Consider the following 18332-nt stretch of genomic DNA (forward strand, 5'->3'; position numbering starts at 1 on the left):
GTGCCCCGCACGAGGGTGGACGCCCCGGCGGCGTGGGCGCTGGCCGCGCTCATGGTGGTCAGCGGGGTGACCCACTTCACGACGCCCGGCTACTACCGGGGCCTGGTGCCGTCGTGGCTGCCGGCGCGGTCCGCGCTGGTCGCGGTGAGCGGGCTGGCCGACGTCGCGGCCGGCGTCCTCGTCGCGGCGCCGGCGACCCGCCGGACCGGCGGGTGGGCGACCGCCGCGCTCATCACGACCTACCTGCCCGCGCACCTCGAGCCGCTCCGCCACCGGCACACCGCGCAGCGGGCGTTCGACCGGCCGGTCGGCGTCGCGGCGCGGGTGCTCGTCAACCTGGGCTACGTCGCCTGGGCCGCGGCGGTCGCCCGGCGGGCTACCGCTCGACCGCGTACCGGGTGAACAGCACGCCGTCCTCCTCGAGCACCTGTACCAGCCGGGGGCGGACGACGTCGCCCAGCGCGCCGGCCAGCAGCCGGTCCGGGCTGCCGACCAGCGCCGGCGCGATCGTCAGGTCCAGCTCGTCGACCAGCCCGGCCGCCAGCGCCGCGGACAGCAGCGCCGGCCCGCCCTCGCACAGCACCTGCTCCAGGCCCCGCTCGGTGAGCGCGTCCAGCGCGGTGGGCAGGTCGACGTCGTCCTCCCCGCAGACCAGCACGGTCACGCCGGCGTCGGCCAGGGCCGCCCGCCGGCCGGCGTCCGCGGCCGCGCAGGTGACCAGGACGGTCGACGGGACGGCGAGCCGGTCCCCGGGCGCGAGCGACGCCCGCCGGGACACCACGGCGACCGGTGCCGACGCCGGCCGGCCGAGCGCCGTCCGCAGCCGGCCGACCTGCGGGTCGGCGTCCACCGGGCGGTAGCCCTCGGCCGCCGCCGTCCCGTGCCCGACGAGGACGACGTCGGCGAGCGCCCGCAGCGTGCGGAACACCCGCTTGTCGCCGGGCGATCCGAGGCCGCCGCTGCGGCCCTGCACCGTGACCGAGCCGTCCAGCGAGGCCACGAAGTCCACGCGCAGCGACCGCCCGGCCGGCAGCCGGTAGGCCTCGACCAGCGCGTCGTCGTCCAGGTGCGCCGCGGCCTCCCCGCCCGCCCCGGGCAGCAGCCGGCGCACGTCAGGCGGTGCCCTCTGGCCGACCTCCGCGCCCCGGTCCGCTCCTCGCTCGCTGGCGCTCGCTGCGATGCTCCCGGGGCTGTCGCCCGGCGGTGGTCAGCACGGCCGCGCTCTCCGCCGGCATGGTCACCGTGGTCCCGGCGAGGCCCGGCTCGTCCCCGGTCGCGAGGAGGACGCCGGTGGCCGCGCGGTCGAGGTCCACCTCGCGCGCGTCGCCGGACAGGTTGGCCACCACGCGCAGCGCGCCGCGGTGCACGACCAGCCAGCGGTCCTCGTCGTCCCAGGCGACCTCCACCCGCGACAGGTCGGGGTCGACCAGGTCGGGGTGCTGCCTGCGCAGCGCCAGCAGCGCCCGGGTGGTCGCCAGCAACCGGGCGTGCGGCTCCCGCTCCACCTCCGACCAGTCCAGCTTGGAGCGGGTGAAGGTCTCCGGGTCCTGCGGGTCGGGCACCTCGTCGGCGTCCCACCCGTGCTCGGCGAACTCGCCCTTGCGCCCCTCGGCCGTCGCCCGGCCGATCTCCGGGTCGGTGTGGCTGGTGAAGAACTGCCACGGCGTGGAGGCGCCCCACTCCTCGCCCATGAAGAGCATCGGGGTGAACGGGCTGGTGAGCACCAGCGTCGCGCCGACGGCGAGCAGGCCGGGGGAGAGCGACGCCGAGACGCGGTCGCCCACCGCGCGGTTGCCGATCTGGTCGTGGTCCTGCAGGTACCCGAGGAACTTCCAGCCCGGCAGCAGGGCGGTGTCGACCGGCCGGCCGTGGTGCCGGCGGCGGAAGCTGGACCAGGTGCCGTCGTGGAAGTAGGCGCCGGTCAGCGTCTTGGCCAGCCCGGAGAGGCCGGCCGCGGCGAAGTCGCCGTAGTAGCCCTGGCCCTCACCGGTGAGCACCGAGTGCAGCGCGTGGTGGAAGTCGTCGCTCCACTGGGCGTGGATGCCCGTGCCGTTGGCCACCCGCGGGGTGACCATCCGCGGGTCGTTGAGGTCGCTCTCGGCGATGAGCGTCAGCGGCCGGCCGAGCGCCACCGACAGCCGGTCGACCTCCTGCGCCATCTCCTCGAGCACGTGGGTGGCGCGCTCGTCGACCAGCGCGTGGACGGCGTCCAGCCGCAGCCCGTCGACGTGCATGTCGCGCAGCCACATCAGCGCGTTGTCGAGGATGTAGCGCCGCACCTCGTCGGAGTCCGGACCCGAGAGGTTGACCGAGCTGCCCCAGGTGTTGGCGCCGCCCTCGCTGAAGATCGGCATGAACAGCGGCAGGTAGTTCCCGGACGGGCCGAGGTGGTTGTAGACGACGTCCTGGAGGACGCCGAGGCCGCGCTGGTGGCAGGCGTCGACGAAGCGCTGGTAGGCCGCGGGGCCGCCGTAGTTCTCCTGCACCGCGTACCAGAGGACGCCGTCGTAGCCCCAGTTGTGCGTGCCGTCGAAGCCGTTGACCGGCAGCAGCTCGACGAAGTCGACGCCGAGGTCGACGAGGTGGTCGAGCTTCCCGATGGCGGCGTCGAGGGTGCCCTCGGGCGTGAAGGTGCCGACGTGCATCTCGTAGACCACGCCCCCGGCCAGCGGGCGGCCGGTCCAGGCGTGGTCCCCCCACTCGTGGGAGGCCGGGTCGTGGCAGCGGGACAGCCCGTGCACGCCCTCCGGCTGGCGGCGCGAGCGCGGGTCCGGCCGGGGCGTGTCGTCGTCGCCGAGCAGGAAGCCGTAGTCGGCCTCCGGGCCGGCCTCGACCTCGGCGCGCCACCAGCCGCCCTCCTCCCGGCGCATCTCGTGCACCGACCCCTCGACCTGCAGCCGGACCCGCTCCGGGACCGGCGCCCAGACGGCGAACTCGACGGCAGCGGACATGCAGGGGCCTCCAGGGGGAGATCGGGGTCGTCATGTGGGCGGTCCGGGGGGTCATGCCCGCGCGGGCGGTCGCCAACCACGCGTTCCCGGCGTGCCGTTCGCCACGGGTCATCCGGACCGTCGTGGTGTCGTCACCGTGCGCACCTGCCGGTGCCGGAGGGCACCACCCCGCCCCGAGGATCGCCATGAGCAGCGCCATGGAGACGGTCCGCACCGTCGTCTTCGCGGCACTGCGTCTGCTGGTGCGGACCGTCATCGCCGTCGCCCTCGGTGCGCGCGGCGGTCGTCGGCGTCGTCCGCGAGGGGGACGGCGACGAGCTGCTCGCCTGCCGGGTGGACCGCTCGGCGGCCCGTGGGACGCGCCGCGCGCGGCCGATCCGCCGGAGAGGGTGTTCGGCCCGTCGACGCTGGAGCTCTGGGTGCCGCCGGAGCAGGCCGACGAGGTCAGGGCCGTGGTCACCATCGACCTCGGGCTGGCGCTCGGCGGCGTGCAGGTCGACGCCTACCGGCAGGATGCGCAGGGCCTGGAGGAGACCCTCGGGTTGCTGCGCCTGGCGATCCGCGGGGCCGGCGTCGTCGCGCTCGTCCTCGGTGGGCTCGGCGTGCTGGACACCGGGCTGGTGACGGTGCGCCAGCGGATCCGGGAGGTCGGCGTCCGGCGCAGCTTCGGCGCGACCTCGGCGCGGGTCTTCTCGGCGATCGTGCCGGAGAGCGTCTGCGCCACGTTCCTCGCCGGGCTCGCCGCGGTGGCGCTGTCGGTCGTGCTGGTGCGCACCCTGCCGCTGGAGCGGCTGCCCACCAGCGGCGTCCCGCTGGCGGACACCCGGGCTTCCCGGTGGCCGCGGCCGTCGAGGGGCTGCTCGCGGCGACCGCGGTGGGCGCCCCGGCCGGGCTGCTGCCCGCGGTCATCGCCGTCCGGGCGCGGGTCATCGACGCCATCCGGTTCTGGAAGGAGGACCCCGTCCTCCTCACCGCCCGCCGGCTCGCGGCGAGCCCCTGGACGGGGTCGGCGGGGCCTGGAGGGTGGCCGTTCCGACCCGTCACCGGCACCCGGCGGCCGGGGGAGTGCGTCCCCCGGCCGCCGGTCCGCCTCACGGCAGCTGCAGCACCTGGCCGACCGCGATGCGGTCCGGGCTGCTCAGCTGGTCGTCGTTGGCGGCGAACAGCGCCTGCCAGCCACCCGCGACGCCCTGCTCCGAGGCGATGCGGCCGAGCGTGTCACCGGCCTGCACCGTGTAGGTCCCGCCGGCGGCGGCCGGTGCGGGGGCGGACACCAGGGCCGGCGCGGCCGGAGCCGCGCCCGCCTCGGGGGCGGAGGGGTCGAGCGCCTTGCCGCAGGTCGGCCAGGCACCCGGGCCCTGCGCGTCGAGCGTGCGCTCGGCGACGGCGATCTGCTGCGCCTTGGTGGCCAGGTGGGCGTTGGGCGCGTACTCGTGGCCACCGAAGGCGGCCCAGGTGCTCGCGCTGAACTGCAGGCCGCCGTAGTAGCCGTTGCCGGTGTTGATGGCCCAGTTGCCGCTGGACTCGCACTGGGCGACGGCGTCCCAGTCGTTGGCGGCCGCTGCCGAGGCTGGGGCGGCGAGGACGCCGAGGGAGACGGCGGCGGCGCCGCCGAGCACCACGGCGCCGCGGCGCAGGGCGCGTGCGGGCATGCGGGAAGAGGACGAACGCATGGGGGACTCCCGATCCGCCGCCTGCGAGGTGAGCTGTCGGGTTCGGAGCGATCGGTGCCCCGGCCGTGCGCACACGGCTTCACCCCGAGGTGCCCGGCCGGACCGGCCGGACACCGAGATGGGTCCCCCACCCCCGTCCTGGCTGTGCAGGAGGTACGGCGGCCGACGGACGGGGTTCGGCGGATCGGCTCCGGCACCCGGTCCCGGATGGGGGGTGCCGGGACAAGGTAACGGTCAGGTCACGGTGGTTCACCTCGTGCCGCAGGAGCAACAGGGGTGACCCGGCCGGCCGTCGGGACCGGGACCGGGCAGACCACCTGGTCACGTCCCCGCGGGCGCACGTGCACCCGCGGGGACGTGAACTGCGTCTCAGCCCCGTTCCCGTCCCGGGCCCGGCGGCCCTGCAGGGTCCCGCCGGGCCCGGTGAGGTACTGGAACGGCCACCCTCCAGGGACCCTCCGCCTGAGCCCGCGAGGCGTGGGGGGAGGTGGTCCCTCCTCAGTCGCGGACCAGCAGCGCGACCGGCAGCCGCTCGAGCAGCCCCGCCACCGGCAACCCCTCGGCGTCGGAGACGAACCGGCCGCCGGTGAGCAGGTCCCGCCAGGCGCCGGTCGGCAGCTGGAGCGCGGTGTCGCCCCACCCGACGATCGACAGACCCACGGGCAGCCGGGTGGCCACGGGCACCACACCGCCCCGGTCGAAGGCGACCAGGTGGTCGGCGGCGACCCCGGTGGCCGCCACCGGCTCGTACCCGGCGAACCACTCCGGGTGCTCCCGCCGCGCCCGCAGCACGCGGGAGACGACGAGCAGCTTCGCCGCGCCGGTCTCGTCGACCGGGGGGACCTCGCCGGCGTCGAGCTGCGCCAGCAAGCGGCGGCGCTGCTCGTAGTCGACCGGACGGCGGTTGTCCGGGTCGACCAGCGAGAGGTCCCACAGCTCGGTGCCCTGGTAGACGTCGGGGACGCCGGGCATCGTCAGCTGCAGCAGCTTCTGCGCCAGCGAGTTGGACCGGCCGAACGGCGCGAGGCGGGCGGCGAACCGCTCGATCTCGGCGTGCGTCCGTTCGTCGTCGTAGGCGGCGTCCACCATCTCGTGCAGCGCCGTCTCGAACTCCTCGTCGACGTCGGTCCAGGTCGTCGACGTCCCCGCCTCGCGGGCCGCCTTCTCCGCGTAGCCGTGCGCCCGCTCGCGGGACAGCGGCCAGGCGCCGACCAGGTTCTGCCACACCAGGTGGGCCAGCGGCCGGTCGGGCAGCGGGTGCCGGGTCAGCAGCCCGCGGACCAGGTCGGCCCACTCGGCCCCCAGCTCGGCGAGCACGGCCAGCCGGGCGCGGGTGTCCTCGCTGCGCTTGGTGTCGTGGGTCGACAGCGTGGTCATCGACTGCGGCTTGCGCTCCGCGCGGCGCTGCTGCGCCTCGTGGAACTCCTGCACGGTGCTGCCGAACCGCGCCGGGTCGCCGCCGACCTCGTTGAGCACCACGAACCGGGCCCACCGGTAGTAGGCGCTGTCCTCGACCCCCTTGGCCATGACCGGACCGCTGGTCTGCTCGAACCGGGTCGCCGCCTCGGACCCGGCCTGGGAGAGCACCGGGTGCAGCGCGTCCACCGCGGCGGCGAGGTCGGGACGCCGTTCCCGCACGGCGGCCACGGTGGCGTCGAGGTGCTCGCGGCCGTCGGGCAGGTAGGTGCGGTACACCGGGAAGCTCGCCAGCAGCTCGGCCAGCGCCTCGGTCTGCTGCACCCGGGGGATGCCGGGCAGCTCGCCGATGACCCGCACCAGGCGGGCCACCTCCGAGCCGAGGATCCCGTCGGTCACCTCGCGCTTGCAGTCGTGCACCAGCTCGGCGTAGTCGACCGGGGCGCCGACGAGCTCGGTGTCCAGCGCGCTGAGCACCGTCGCGCCGGCCGGGTCGACCAGCACGTCGTCGACCTCGGCGAGCGCGTCGTAGCCCGTCGTCCCGGCGGTCCGCCACGACTCCGGCAGGTCCTCGCCGGGCTCGAGGATCTTCTCCACCACGGTCCACCGGCCGCCGGTGGCCTCGGCCAGCCGGTCGAGGTAGCCCTTGGGGTCGGCCAGGCCGTCGGGGTGGTCGATGCGCAGCCCGTCGACCGCGCCTGCCTCGACCAGCCGCAGCACCAGGTCGTGCGTGGCGCGGAAGACCTCCGGGTCCTCCGCGCGCAGCCCGGCGAGGGTGTTGATCGCGAAGAACCGGCGGTAGTTGAGGTCCCGGTCGGCGCGCCGCCAGTCGACCAGCTCGTAGTGCTGCCGGTCGTGCACCTCCTGCGGCGTCCCGCGCCCGGTGCCCGGCGCGACCGGGAAGCGGTTGTCGTAGTAGTGCAGCTCCGGGCCGTCCGGTGTCTCGACGACCTCGAGCTTCTCGACGTCGTCCGCCGACCCGAGCACGGGGATGCGCACCCGGCCGCCGCCGAAGTCCCAGTCGATGTCGAACGCGGCGGCGTGGGCGCTCTCCCGGCCGTGCTGCAGCACGTCCCACCACCACGGCGCCTCCGCCGGGTCGGCGACGCCCATGTGGTTGGGCACCAGGTCGAGCACCAGGCCCAGCCCCTGCTCGTGCAGCGCGGCGACCAGCCGGTCGAAGCCGGCCTGCCCGCCGCGCGACTCGTCGATGTGCGCGTGGTCGACGGTGTCGTAGCCGTGCGTGCTGCCCGACGCCGACCGCAGCAGCGGCGAGGCGTAGGCGTGACTCACGCCCAGGTCGGCGAGGTAGCCGGCCAGGGCAGCGGCGTCGTCCAGCGTGAACTCGGCGGTGACCTGCAGCCGGTAGGTCCCGGTGGGGACGTCCCGGCGGCGGGCAGCGCTGTCCAGCGGCTCGGACACGCTCACGACCGCCGGGGCGCGCTCAGCACGACCATCGAGCGGTCCTGCACCGTCACCGTCTCGCCGGGCTTGAGCTCCCGCGCCTCGACCTCGCCCATCTCCGCGGTGTCGAGGACGACGGTCCACGCGGCCACGGCGTACTCCTCCGCCGGCAGGGTGAACTCGATCGGCTCGTGGTGGGCGTTGAAGGCCAGGTAGAAGTGGTCGTCGACCACGTACTCCCCGCGCTCGTCGGTCTCCCGGATGCCGTGCCCGTTGAGGTACATGGCGATCGTCCTGGCATAGCCGGCGTCCCAGTCGTCCTCGGTCATCAGGTCGCCGGACGGGGTCAGCCAGGCGACGTCCTGCACCGGGTCACCCTCGCCCCGGCGCACCGGGCGGCCGTGGAAGAACCGGCGGCGGCGGAACGTCGGGTGGTCGCGGCGGGTCTTGGTGACCAGCTTGGTGAACGCCAGCAGCCCCTCGTCCACCTCGTCCCAGTGGATCCAGGTCAGCGGCGAGTCCTGGCAGTAGCCGTTGTTGTTGCCCTGCTGGGTGCGGCCGAGCTCGTCGCCGTGCAGCAGCATCGGGACGCCCTGGCTGAGCATCAGCGTGGCCAGGAAGTTGCGCCGCTGCCGGGCGCGCAGGTTGAGGACCTTCTTGTCGACGGTCGGGCCCTCGACGCCGCAGTTCCAGCTGCGGTTGTGGCTCTCGCCGTCGTTGTTGCCCTCGCCGTTGGCCTCGTTGTGCTTCTCGTTGTAGGAGACCAGGTCGTTGAGCGTGAACCCGTCGTGCGCGGTGACGAAGTTGATGCTCGCCACCGGGCGCCGGCCGGAGTGCTGGTAGAGGTCGGCCGAGCCGGTGAGCCGGCTGGCGAACTCGCCGATGGTGGAGGGCTCGCCGCGCCAGAAGTCGCGGACGGTGTCGCGGTACTTGCCGTTCCACTCGGTCCACAGGGCCGGGAAGTTGCCGACCTGGTAGCCGCCCTCGCCGACGTCCCACGGCTCGGCGATGAGCTTCACCTGGCTGACCACCGGGTCCTGGTGCACCAGGTCGAAGAAGGCCGACAGCCGGTCGACGGCGTGCAGCTCGCGGGCCAGCGTGGAGGCCAGGTCGAAGCGGAAGCCGTCGACGTGCATCTCGGTGACCCAGTACCGCAGCGAGTCCATGATCAGCTGCAGCGCCTGCGGGGTGCGGGCGTTGAGCGAGTTCCCGGTGCCCGTGTAGTCCATGTAGTACTGCGGGTCGTCCTCGACCAGCCGGTAGTAGGCCCGGTTGTCGATGCCCTTGAACGACAGCGTGGGGCCGAGGTGGTTGCCCTCGGCGGTGTGGTTGTAGACCACGTCGAGGATGACCTCGATGCCCGCCTCGTGCAGGGTGCGGACCATCCCCTTGAACTCCTGCACCTGCATGCCGTTGTCGGTGTTGCTCGCGTACTCGCTGTGCGGCGCGAAGAACCCGATCGTGTTGTAGCCCCAGTAGTTGCGCAGGCCCTTCTGCTGGAGCGTGTCGTCCTGCACGAACTGGTGCACCGGCATGAGCTCGATGGCGGTCACGCCGAGCTCCTGCAGGTAGGAGATGACGGCCGGGTGCGCGATGCCGGCGTAGGTGCCGCGCAGCTCCTCCGGGACGTCGGGGTGGGTCATCGTCAGGCCCTTGACGTGGGCCTCGTAGATGACGGTCTTGTGGTAGGGCGTCCTCGGCGGCCGGTCGACGCCCCAGTCGAAGTACGGGTTGACGACGACGGACTTCGGCATGTGCGCGGCCGAGTCGTCGTCGTTGCGCTCACCGCTGGCGAAGTCGTAGCCGAAGACCGACGGGTCCCAGTCGATCTGGCCGTCGATCGCCTTCGCATAGGGGTCGAGCAGCAGCTTGTTGGGGTTGCAGCGCAGGCCCTGGGACGGGTCGTAGGGACCGTGCACGCGGTAGCCGTAGCGCTGCCCGGGCTGGATGCCCGGCAGGAAGGCGTGCCAGACGTAGCCGTCCATCTCGGGGAGCCGGATGCGCTCCTCGTTGCCGTCGTCGTCGAAGAGGCACAGCTCGACCTTCTCGGCGACCTCGCTGAAGATCGCGAAGTTGGTGCCGGTGCCGTCGTAGGTCGCGCCGAGGGGGTAGGCGGTTCCAGGCCACACCTGGTTCATGGACGAGGTCCTCCTGTGCTGGCGCCCCCGGACGCCGGGGGCCGGTGGCCTCCCCGCCGCGGGGCGTGCGCGGGGAGGTCGGCGCACGTGGTGCTCCGTGGTTGCCGTTGCCCGCGGTCGTGGCCGTCCAATCCTCCGCGGGGCGACGGTTGCGGAGACGTCGCTCACGGCCTCCGGAGGGAGAGCCGCGCCGGGACGACGACGCCCCCCGCGGCGGTCTCCGTGGGGGGCGTCGTGCGCAGGTCCGGCCGGGGCAGTGACGCCGGGTCCGACCTCGTCCTGGGCGCAGGGCCCCGGGTGGCACTGGTCCTCGGCGGTGACCGCTCCTGCGACCGGGGACGCTAGGCGGCGACCCCAGCACGTGCAAGCACCGGATGCCAGTCCCGTCGTCCCGCCCGTCCCTCGCGTGCGCGGACGGCTCAGGGACGCGGTCCTGTCACTGGGGGGTCGTACCGTCGATCCCGTGCGCGCGACCACCGACATCCGGCCCACCCGCGGGCGTTTCCGCGTCGTCAGCGAGTTCGAGCCCTCGGGCGACCAGCCGGCCGCGATCGCGGCGCTCACCGAGCGCGTCCGGCGGGGGGAGCAGGACACCGTCCTGCTGGGCGCCACCGGTACCGGCAAGTCGGCGACGACGGCCTGGCTGATCGAGCAGGTGCAGCGCCCGACGCTGGTCATGGCGCCGAACAAGACGCTGGCCGCGCAGCTGGCCAACGAGTTCCGCGAGCTGCTGCCCGACGCCGCCGTCGAGTACTTCGTCTCGTACTACGACTACTACCAGCCCGAGGCCTACGTCCCGCAGACCGACACCTACATCGAGAAGGACTCCTCGATCAACGAGGAGGTCGAGCGCCTGCGGCACTCCGCAACCAACAGCCTGCTCACCCGGCGCGACGTCGTCGTCGTCTCCACCGTCTCCTGCATCTACGGCCTGGGGACGCCGGAGGAGTACGTCGACCGGGCGCTGAAGATCAAGGTGGGGGAGGAGCGCGACCGCGACGACCTGCTGCGCACCCTGGTCACCGAGCAGTACACCCGCAACGACCTGTCCTTCACCCGCGGCACCTTCCGGGTGCGCGGCGACACGATCGAGGTCTTCCCGGTCTACGAGGAGCTGGCCTGCCGGATCGAGATGTTCGGCGACGAGGTCGAGCGGCTGTACTACCTGCACCCGCTCACCGGTGAGGTCGTGCGCGAGGTCGACGAGCTGTTCGTCTTCCCGGCCACCCACTACGTCGCCGGCCCGGAGCGCATGGAGCGGGCGATCGCCTCCATCGAGGCCGAGCTCGAGCAGCGGCTGGCCGAGCTCGAGCGGCAGGGCAAGCTGCTGGAGGCCCAGCGGCTGCGCATGCGCACCACCTACGACATCGAGATGATGCGCCAGGTCGGCTTCTGCTCCGGCATCGAGAACTACTCGCGGCACATCGACGGCCGCGCGCCCGGCAGCGCCGGCGCCTGTCTGCTCGACTACTTCCCCGACGACTTCCTGCTCGTCATCGACGAGTCGCACGTGACGGTGCCGCAGATCGGCGGCATGTACGAGGGCGACATGAGCCGCAAGCGGACGCTGGTCGAGCACGGCTTCCGGCTGCCGTCGGCGATGGACAACCGCCCGCTGAAGTGGGAGGAGTTCACCGACCGGATCGGCCAGACCGTCTACCTCTCCGCGACCCCCGGCGACTACGAGCTCGGCCGGGTGCAGGGCGAGGTCGTCGAGCAGGTCATCCGGCCGACCGGCCTGGTCGACCCCGAGGTCGTGGTCAAGCCGACCAAGGGCCAGATCGACGACCTGGTGCACGAGATCCGGGTGCGCACCGAGAAGGACGAGCGGGTGCTGGTCACCACGCTCACCAAGAAGATGGCCGAGGACCTCACCGACTACCTGCTCGAGCTGGGCATCAAGGTGCGGTACCTGCACTCCGAGGTCGACACGCTGCGCCGGGTCGAGCTGCTCCGCGAGCTCCGCCAGGGCGAGTACGACGTCCTGGTCGGCATCAACCTGCTGCGCGAGGGCCTCGACCTGCCCGAGGTCTCGCTCGTGGCGATCCTCGATGCCGACAAGGAGGGCTTCCTCCGGTCGAACCGGTCGCTGATCCAGACCATCGGCCGCGCGGCCCGCAACGTCTCCGGCCAGGTGCACATGTACGCCGACACGATCACGCCCTCCATGGCGCAGGCCATCGAGGAGACCAACCGGCGGCGCGAGAAGCAGATCGCGTACAACACCGAGCGCGGCATCGACCCGCAGCCGCTGCGCAAGAAGATCGTCGACATCCTCGACGGCATCTACCGCGCCGCGGAGGACGCCGAGGACGTCGAGCTGGTCGGCGGCTCGGGCCGGCAGCAGTCCCGCGGCAAGGCGCCGGTGCCGGGGCTGTCGTCGAAGAAGGCGGGCAAGGCCGGCGGCATCGACGTCCAGGGGCTGCCGCGCGCCGAGCTGGCCGACCTCATCACGCAGATGAACGACCAGATGCTGGCCGCCGCCCGCGAGCTGCAGTTCGAGGTGGCCGCCCGGCTGCGCGACGAGCTGACCGAGCTGAAGAAGGAGCTGCGCCAGCTCGACGCCGCGCACGCCTGAGAGAGGACCCGTCTCGGGCCTCTGGAGGGGGCCACCCCGGGACGGGGCCGCCCCTGCCCCCGCTGCTCTCGCGGGTCGGTGGTGCTCCAGAGCCGGTGGCCCACGTCACGCCCGGATGAGTTCATTCTCATCCGGGGAACACCGTGCATCCCGGTAGCGTCATCGGGGAAGTAACCCGCTCGATGGCGGCCCCGTGTCGTGGGTCGGCGTCAGCGGTTCCGTGGAGGGGAGTATCCCCGCGCGGCGGTGTCGTCAGTACGGGGTCCCCATGGGCCCCCGGCGCCGCCGGCCACCTCAGCAGTGAGGGGGCGGGAGAGACCTCTGGTCCGACGCCGCGGCGCCTCGTGCGCCGCCGAGTCACCGGAGGTACCTGCCTTGGACGTGCCCTTCTGGGTGTGGGCCCTGACGATCGCTGCGATCGTCGGGATGCTGGTGTTCGACTTCGTCGGTCACGTGCGCACCCCGCACGCACCGACGCTGCGCGAGTCGGCGATCTGGTCGGCGGTCTACGTCGGCATCGCCGTGGTCTTCGGTCTGCTGGTCCTGTGGTTCTCGGGTGGCCAGTACGCCGGTGAGTACTTCGCCGGGTACATCACCGAGAAGAGCCTCTCGGTCGACAACCTCTTCGTGTTCGTCCTGATCATGGCCAGCTTCGCGGTCCCACGGGAGCTGCAGCAGAAGGTGCTGCTGTTCGGCATCGCCTTCGCCCTGGCCCTGCGGACGGTGTTCATCTTCGTCGGCGCGGCCGCGATCGAGCAGTTCAGCTGGATCTTCTACGTCTTCGGCGGGTTCCTCATCTGGACCGCGTGGGCGCAGGCACGCGGCGGCGGCCACTCGCACGACGAGGAGTTCAAGGAGAACGCCGCGCTGCGGCTGGCCCGCAAGGTCTTCCCGACCACCGACGAGTACCACTCCGACAAGATGGTCACCAAGATCAACGGCCGGCGGTACATCACCCCGCTGGCCATCGCCCTGGTCGCCATCGCCAGCGCGGACATCCTCTTCGCCGTCGACTCGATCCCGGCGATCTTCGGGCTGACCCAGGAGACGTACCTCGTCTTCACCGCGAACGCCTTCGCGCTGCTGGGCCTCCGGCAGCTGTTCTTCCTCATCGACGGCCTGCTCGACCGGCTGGTCTACCTGTCCTACGGGCTGGCCGTGATCCTCGGCTTCATCGGCGTGAAGCTGCTCATCCACGCGCTGCACGAGAACGAGCTGCCGTTCATCAACGGCGGTGAGCACGTCACGGTGATCCCCGAGGTGCCCACCTGGCTGTCGCTGACTGTCATCCTGATCACGCTCCTCGTGACCACGGTCGCGAGCCTGGCGAAGAACCGGCGTGACGCGGCCCGCGGTCTCGAGTCGCCCACCGGCGCCGGTGACGCGGCGGCCGCCGGCGAGGGCCTGGTGGCGCAGGGGCCCGGCGACCGCGACCCGCATGCGCGTCGTCCCGACCAGGCCCCGCGCTCGCCGCACGACGCGCCGGTGACCGACGCCCCCGAGCACGCCTCCAGCGGCTCTCCGCGCCACCCCGGCTGACCGCCTCCCGCCCACACCGGGCCCGTCCTCTCCCGAGGGCGGGCCCGGTGCCGTCTGCCGGTGGACCGACCGTGACACACGGTGCCAGGGAGATCACCCGGGACGTCGCGTCGAGGGAGGACGAGGGGGCGAGTACGGTGGGCGCGGCTTCAGAAGGCCGCAGCCACCGACGACTGCGCCGGTCCGGGGCCGTTCGATGGAGGGGAGTATCCCCCCGCGGCAGTGTCGTCATCACGAGGTCCCATGGCCTCCGGTGCTGCCGATCGCCGGCCCCGGGCCGGCGGTGGGAGAGACCTCCGGTGCTGACACCTGCCTGTCCCCGGAGGAAATGGCCGTATGGAACTCCCCGTCTGGTTCGAGGTCGCCACGTTCGTGGGCCTCACGGTCCTGCTGCTGGCCGACCTCGCCATCGTCGCGCGTCGGCCCCACGAGCCCTCCGTGAAGGAGGCGAGCATCTGGGTGAGCTTCTACGTGGCGCTGGCCCTGCTGTTCGGGCTGTTGCTGCTGAGCTTCACCAACGGCACGTACGCGACGGAGTTCTACGCCGGCTGGCTCACCGAGTACTCGTTGTCGGTCGACAACCTGTTCGTCTTCGTGATCATCATGGCCCGCTTCCGGGTGCCCCGGCACCTGCAGCAGGAGGCCCTGATGGTCGGCATCATCATCGCCCTGGTCCTGCGCGGCATCTTCATCCTGCTCGGCGCCGCGGTGATCGAGCGGTTCATCTGGGTCTTCTACATCTTCGGCGCCTTCCTCGTGTACACCGCGATCAACCTGGTCCGGCACCGCGGCGAGGACGAGGACTACGAGGAGAACGCCTTCATCCGGCGGATGCGCAAGGTCCTGCCGATGACGCAGGACTTCCAGGGCGCCAAGATCCGTGTCACCGAGAACGGCAAGAAGCTCTGGACGCCGATGGTGATCGTCTTCCTCGCCCTGGGGACGACGGACCTGCTCTTCGCGCTCGACAGCATCCCGGCGATCTTCGGCCTGACCCGCGAGCCGTTCATCGTCTTCACCGCGAACGTCTTCGCGCTGATGGGCCTGCGCCAGCTGTACTTCCTGCTCGGCGGGCTGCTCAAGCGGCTGGTGTACCTGTCCCTGGGCCTGGCGGTCATCCTCGCCTTCATCGGCGTCAAGCTGATCCTCGAGGCCCTGCACGAGAACAACCTGCCGTTCATCAACGGCGGCGAGCACGTCGAGGCGGTCCCGACCATCCCGATCTGGCTGTCGCTGAGCGTCATCCTCGGCGTCCTGCTGGTCGCCACGGTCGCCAGCCTGCTCAAGACCCGCGGTCAGCTGCCGGACGAGGACCAGGGCCCGGGAGCCCCGGACGTCGCGCCGGAGACCGCCGAGTCCGTGGCCACGGGCGGGCCGGCCGCGGCTGCGAAGGCCGAGTCGCGGCTCACGGTGGAGCCCGAGGAGGAGACCCGCCACCGCTGAGCCGCCGCGCGCGGGAAGCACGACGACCGTGCGCCCTGACGACCTCGCGCTGCTGCGCACGCCCGGCGTCCCCACGGTCTCCCCGGACGGGCGCATGGCCGTCGTCGCCGTCACCCGGCCCGACCCGGGGGACGACGCCGAGCGCAGCCGGCTGTGGGCCGTGCCCACCGACGGGTCGGCGCCGGCCCGCCCGCTGACGCCCGGCCCGCGGGACACCGACCCGGTCTTCTCCCCGGACGGCCGCTGGCTGGCCTACCGGGGCGCCGAGCCGGGCGGTCCGCCGCAGCTGCACCTGCTGCCCACGGCCGGCGGCGCACCCCGCCGGCTGACCGACGCCCCGCTGGGGACCGGTCGGCCGGTCTGGTCCCCGGACTCCCGCCGGCTGGCCTGGACCGCCCGGGTGCCGCAGGTCGACCGCTCCGGCGTGGACCGGGCCGCGCAGCCACCGTGGTTGGTCACCACGCTGCGCTGGCAGGCCGACGGCGCCGGGGTCGTGACCGACCGGCACAGCCACCTCTTCGTCCTCGACCTGCCCCCGGCGGGGGAGGACGACGGGACGCCGCCGCGGCCCCGCCAGGTCACCGACGGCAACGTCGACGACACCGACGTCACCTGGAGCCCGGACGGAGCGGAGCTGGCGTTCGTCTCCGCCCGGCACGCGCGCGCCGACCGCGACCTGGTGCGCGACGTGTACGCGGTCCCGGCCGCGGGCGGGACGCTGCGCCGGGTCACCGACGGCCGGGCGGAGTGCGCGCGGCCCGCCTACGACCCCTCCGGCGACTGGATCTGGCTGACCGCCCGGCTCGAGCTGGGTCGCGACGGGCTGGACGTCGTGGGCCGCGGCGCCACCCTGTGCCGGGTGCGGGCCACCGGCGGCGCGCTCGAGCCGGTGCTGGCGCCGGCCGCCACCGACCGGGGCGACGCGACGCCGGCGACCGTGCTGGCCGGGCGAGCGGCCCACCTCGGCGTGCACTCGCGCGGCGCCGTCGAGCTGCTCCGCGTGCCGCTGGACGGCGGGTCGCCGGAGGCGCTGGTCGACGGGCCGTTCACCGTGCACGGGCTGGCCGCGGCCGGCGGGGTCGTCGTCGCCACGGTCGGCCACAACCGCTCCGCGGGTGAGCTGATCGCCGTCACGCCCGGCCGGCGGCGGCTGCTCACCGGCTTCGGCCGGGCGCTCGGCGCGACCGGGCGGCTGCACCGCTCGGAGGAGCGCACCGCGACCGCACCGGACGGCGCCGAGGTGCACGGGTGGGTGACCGTGCCCGGCGGACCGGGGCCGCACCCGGTGCTGCTGTGCCTGTCCGACCCGCTGCGCCGCCCCGAGGGCTGGTCGCTGTCGGTGGACACCCAGGTGCTGGTGTCGGCCGGCTACGCCGTCGTCCGCTGCGCCCCGCGGGGCTCGCCCGGGTACGGGCAGGCGCACGCCCGGGCGGTGCGCGGCGCCGGCGGCACGGTGGACGCCGACGACGTCACCGCGTTCCTCGACGCCGTGCTCACCGACCCGGCGCTCGACCCCGAGCGGGTCGGCGTCATGGGCACCGGCTACGGCGGCTGGCTGGCGACCGTGCTCACCGGCCGGACGACGCGGTTCGCCGCGGCCGTCGTCGACGGGGCGCTCACCGACCCGGCCGGTCTGGTCGGCACCTCGGACGTGGGCTGGTGGTTCGTCGACCAGTACCTCGGCGTGGACCCGCCGGTCCCGTCGGCCGCGACCAGCACGCCCACCCTGGTGGTGCACGGGGAGGACGACCGGCGCTTCCCGCGCGAGCAGGGGGTGCGGCGCTACGTCGAGCTCAAGCGCCGCGGCGTCCCGGCGGAGCTGCTGCTCTTCCCCGGGGAGGGCTCGGACCTCGGCCGGACCGGGCGGCCCCGGCACCGGCTGGCCCGGCTCGACCACCTGCTGCGCTGGTGGGCGCGCTGGCTGCCGGTCACCCCTGACCAGGACCTCCCGGGTGCCGTCGTGGACGGCGCACCGCTGCCGGGCGACCACGACGGCCGGGGACCGCTGACCGTGCGGGCCACCCGGCTGGACTGAGCAGACGGTCGCCGGCCGCGTCCTCCTCCGCACCCCGGGACCGCACGCGGAGGAGCAGAGCAGCCGTGCAGCAGCCGTCCCCGGGGCGGCCCGCAGCGTGCAGACGACGGCTCGCCGTTGCCGTCGGTGTCCGCGCGTCCCTAGGGTGCGGCATGGACGTCGTCGAGGTCACGCCCACGTTCGAGCAGTACGCCTACACCTTCGGTGGTGTCGCACCCCTGATGCGGATCAGGCCGGGGACGGCGCTGCGGGTGTGGTCCGAGGACGCGTTCAACGGCGCGCTCCGCTCGACCAAGGACCTCTCGAGCGACAAGGTCGACCTGCGCTTCATCAACCCGCAGACCGGCCCCTTCCACGTCGAGGGCGCCGAGCCGGGGGACACCCTGGCCCTGCACTTCGTCGCGATGGAACCGGCACGGGACTGGGGCGCCTCGGCCACCATCCCGTTCTTCGGCGGGCTGACCAGCACCGCGGTGACCGCGACCCTGCAGGAGGCGCTGCCGGACACCACCTGGATCTACGAGCTGGACCGCGCGGCCAACACGGTGACCTTCGCCGCCCGGCACACCGACCTGGAGATCGCCCTCCCGGTGGAGCCGATGCTCGGCACGGTCGGCGTGGCCCCGATGGGCGGCGAGGTGCGCAGCTCGCTGGTCCCCGAGCGCTTCGGCGGCAACATGGACACCCCGCAGATGCGGCCCGGCACCACCTGCTTCCTCGGGGTCAACGTCGAGGGCGCGCTGTTCTCGATCGGCGACGGGCACTACCGGCAGGGCGAGGGCGAGGCCTGTGGCACCGCGGTCGAGGGCGCGATGACCACCACGCTCATCGTCGAGCTCATCAAGGGCGACGCGCCGGCCTGGCCCCGCTTGGAGGACGACACCCACTGGATGACCGTCGGCTCCAGCCGCCCGCTCGAGGACGCCTGGCGGATCGGTCAGGTCGAGCTGGTGCGCTGGTTCCGCGACCTCTACGGGTTGGACCCCATGGACGCCTACCAGTTGCTCTCGCAGATCAGCGAGGTGCCCATCGCCAACGTGGTCGACGCGAACTACAGCGCCGTGGTGAAGGCCCGGAAGTCGCTGCTGCCGCGGGCCACCGCGTACGGCGGGCTGCACGACGACCTCCGCCGCCGCGCGGCCACCCTGCTCTGAC

At 73.4% G+C, this 18332-nt stretch carries 11 protein-coding genes, 1 pseudogene and 1 riboswitch; of the genes and pseudogenes, 7 read left to right on the plus strand and 5 right to left on the minus strand.

Annotation, left to right across the window (positions count from 1 at the left end):
- Positions 1-402, plus strand: a complete 402-nt coding sequence (locus BLS21_RS09725; protein WP_139177075.1) for a DoxX family protein — start codon at positions 1-3, stop codon at positions 400-402.
- Here the strand turns inward: BLS21_RS09725 and BLS21_RS09730 are convergent.
- Both BLS21_RS09730 and treZ read right to left on the minus strand, forming a co-directional pair.
- Complete coding sequence (locus BLS21_RS09730; protein ID WP_091217060.1) at positions 377-1111, minus strand: dihydrofolate reductase family protein; 735 nt, start codon at positions 1109-1111, stop codon at positions 377-379. The genes BLS21_RS09725 and BLS21_RS09730 overlap by 26 nt on opposite strands.
- 1 nt (position 1112) lies before the next feature.
- The gene (treZ, locus tag BLS21_RS09735; protein ID WP_245700237.1) at positions 1113-2951 is read right to left on the minus strand and encodes a malto-oligosyltrehalose trehalohydrolase; all 1839 of its coding nucleotides are present in this window, start codon (positions 2949-2951) and stop codon (positions 1113-1115) included.
- 197 nt (positions 2952-3148) lie between these two features.
- Between treZ and BLS21_RS26435 the strand changes: the two are divergent.
- Positions 3149-3670: pseudogene (locus BLS21_RS26435) on the plus strand (ABC transporter permease family protein); the annotation flags it as partial.
- 372 nt (positions 3671-4042) lie between these two features.
- On the opposite strand, the gene BLS21_RS09745 reads toward BLS21_RS26435, so the two are convergent.
- From BLS21_RS09745 to glgX, 3 genes are all read right to left on the minus strand, one after another.
- Positions 4043-4603, minus strand: a complete 561-nt coding sequence (locus BLS21_RS09745; RefSeq protein WP_281241926.1) for a LysM peptidoglycan-binding domain-containing protein — start codon at positions 4601-4603, stop codon at positions 4043-4045.
- A 24-nt stretch (positions 4604-4627) separates the two neighbouring features.
- Positions 4628-4795: riboswitch (cyclic di-AMP (ydaO/yuaA leader) on the minus strand.
- 327 nt (positions 4796-5122) lie between these two features.
- Entirely contained in the window at positions 5123-7462 is a 2340-nt protein-coding gene (gene treY, locus BLS21_RS09750; protein WP_091217064.1) for a malto-oligosyltrehalose synthase, read from the minus strand.
- A 2-nt stretch (positions 7463-7464) separates the two neighbouring features.
- Entirely contained in the window at positions 7465-9582 is a 2118-nt protein-coding gene (glgX, locus tag BLS21_RS09755; protein WP_091217067.1) for a glycogen debranching protein GlgX, read from the minus strand.
- 463 nt (positions 9583-10045) lie between these two features.
- Between glgX and uvrB the strand changes: the two genes are divergently transcribed.
- The 5 genes from uvrB (at position 10046) to BLS21_RS09780 (ending at position 18331) form a co-directional block, all read left to right on the plus strand.
- Positions 10046-12160 carry an excinuclease ABC subunit UvrB gene (uvrB, locus tag BLS21_RS09760; RefSeq protein ID WP_091217069.1) on the plus strand — a complete coding sequence of 705 codons (2115 nt, stop codon included), beginning with the start codon at positions 10046-10048 and terminating at the stop codon, positions 12158-12160.
- A gap of 381 nt (positions 12161-12541) precedes the next feature.
- Positions 12542-13699 (plus strand): TerC family protein, encoded by a 1158-nt coding sequence (locus BLS21_RS09765; RefSeq protein ID WP_245700280.1) that lies wholly within the window; start codon positions 12542-12544, stop codon positions 13697-13699.
- Positions 13700-14035: 336 nt separating this feature from the next.
- Entirely contained in the window at positions 14036-15142 is a 1107-nt protein-coding gene (locus BLS21_RS09770) for a TerC family protein (RefSeq protein ID WP_091217075.1), read from the plus strand.
- A 28-nt stretch (positions 15143-15170) separates the two neighbouring features.
- Positions 15171-17177 (plus strand): S9 family peptidase, encoded by a 2007-nt coding sequence (locus BLS21_RS09775; RefSeq protein WP_091217078.1) that lies wholly within the window; start codon positions 15171-15173, stop codon positions 17175-17177.
- A gap of 152 nt (positions 17178-17329) precedes the next feature.
- On the plus strand, positions 17330-18331 hold the full coding sequence (locus BLS21_RS09780) for an acetamidase/formamidase family protein (RefSeq protein ID WP_091217080.1): 1002 nt from the start codon (positions 17330-17332) through the stop codon (positions 18329-18331).
- Position 18332 lies beyond the last annotated feature (1 nt).

This window comes from Geodermatophilus siccatus, assembly GCF_900103785.1.
GTDB classification, from domain to species: domain Bacteria; phylum Actinomycetota; class Actinomycetes; order Mycobacteriales; family Geodermatophilaceae; genus Geodermatophilus; species Geodermatophilus siccatus.

Coding starts and splice junctions, on each gene's coding strand:
- glgX (WP_091217067.1), bottom strand. CDS start 9,582: ATGAACCAGGTGTGGCCTGGAACCGCCTACCCCCTCGGCGCGACCTAC.
- BLS21_RS09745 (WP_281241926.1), bottom strand. CDS start 4,603: ATGCCCGCACGCGCCCTGCGCCGCGGCGCCGTGGTGCTCGGCGGCGCC.
- BLS21_RS09780 (WP_091217080.1), top strand. CDS start 17,330: ATGGACGTCGTCGAGGTCACGCCCACGTTCGAGCAGTACGCCTACACC.
- BLS21_RS09770 (WP_091217075.1), top strand. CDS start 14,036: ATGGAACTCCCCGTCTGGTTCGAGGTCGCCACGTTCGTGGGCCTCACG.
- treZ (WP_245700237.1), bottom strand. CDS start 2,951: ATGTCCGCTGCCGTCGAGTTCGCCGTCTGGGCGCCGGTCCCGGAGCGG.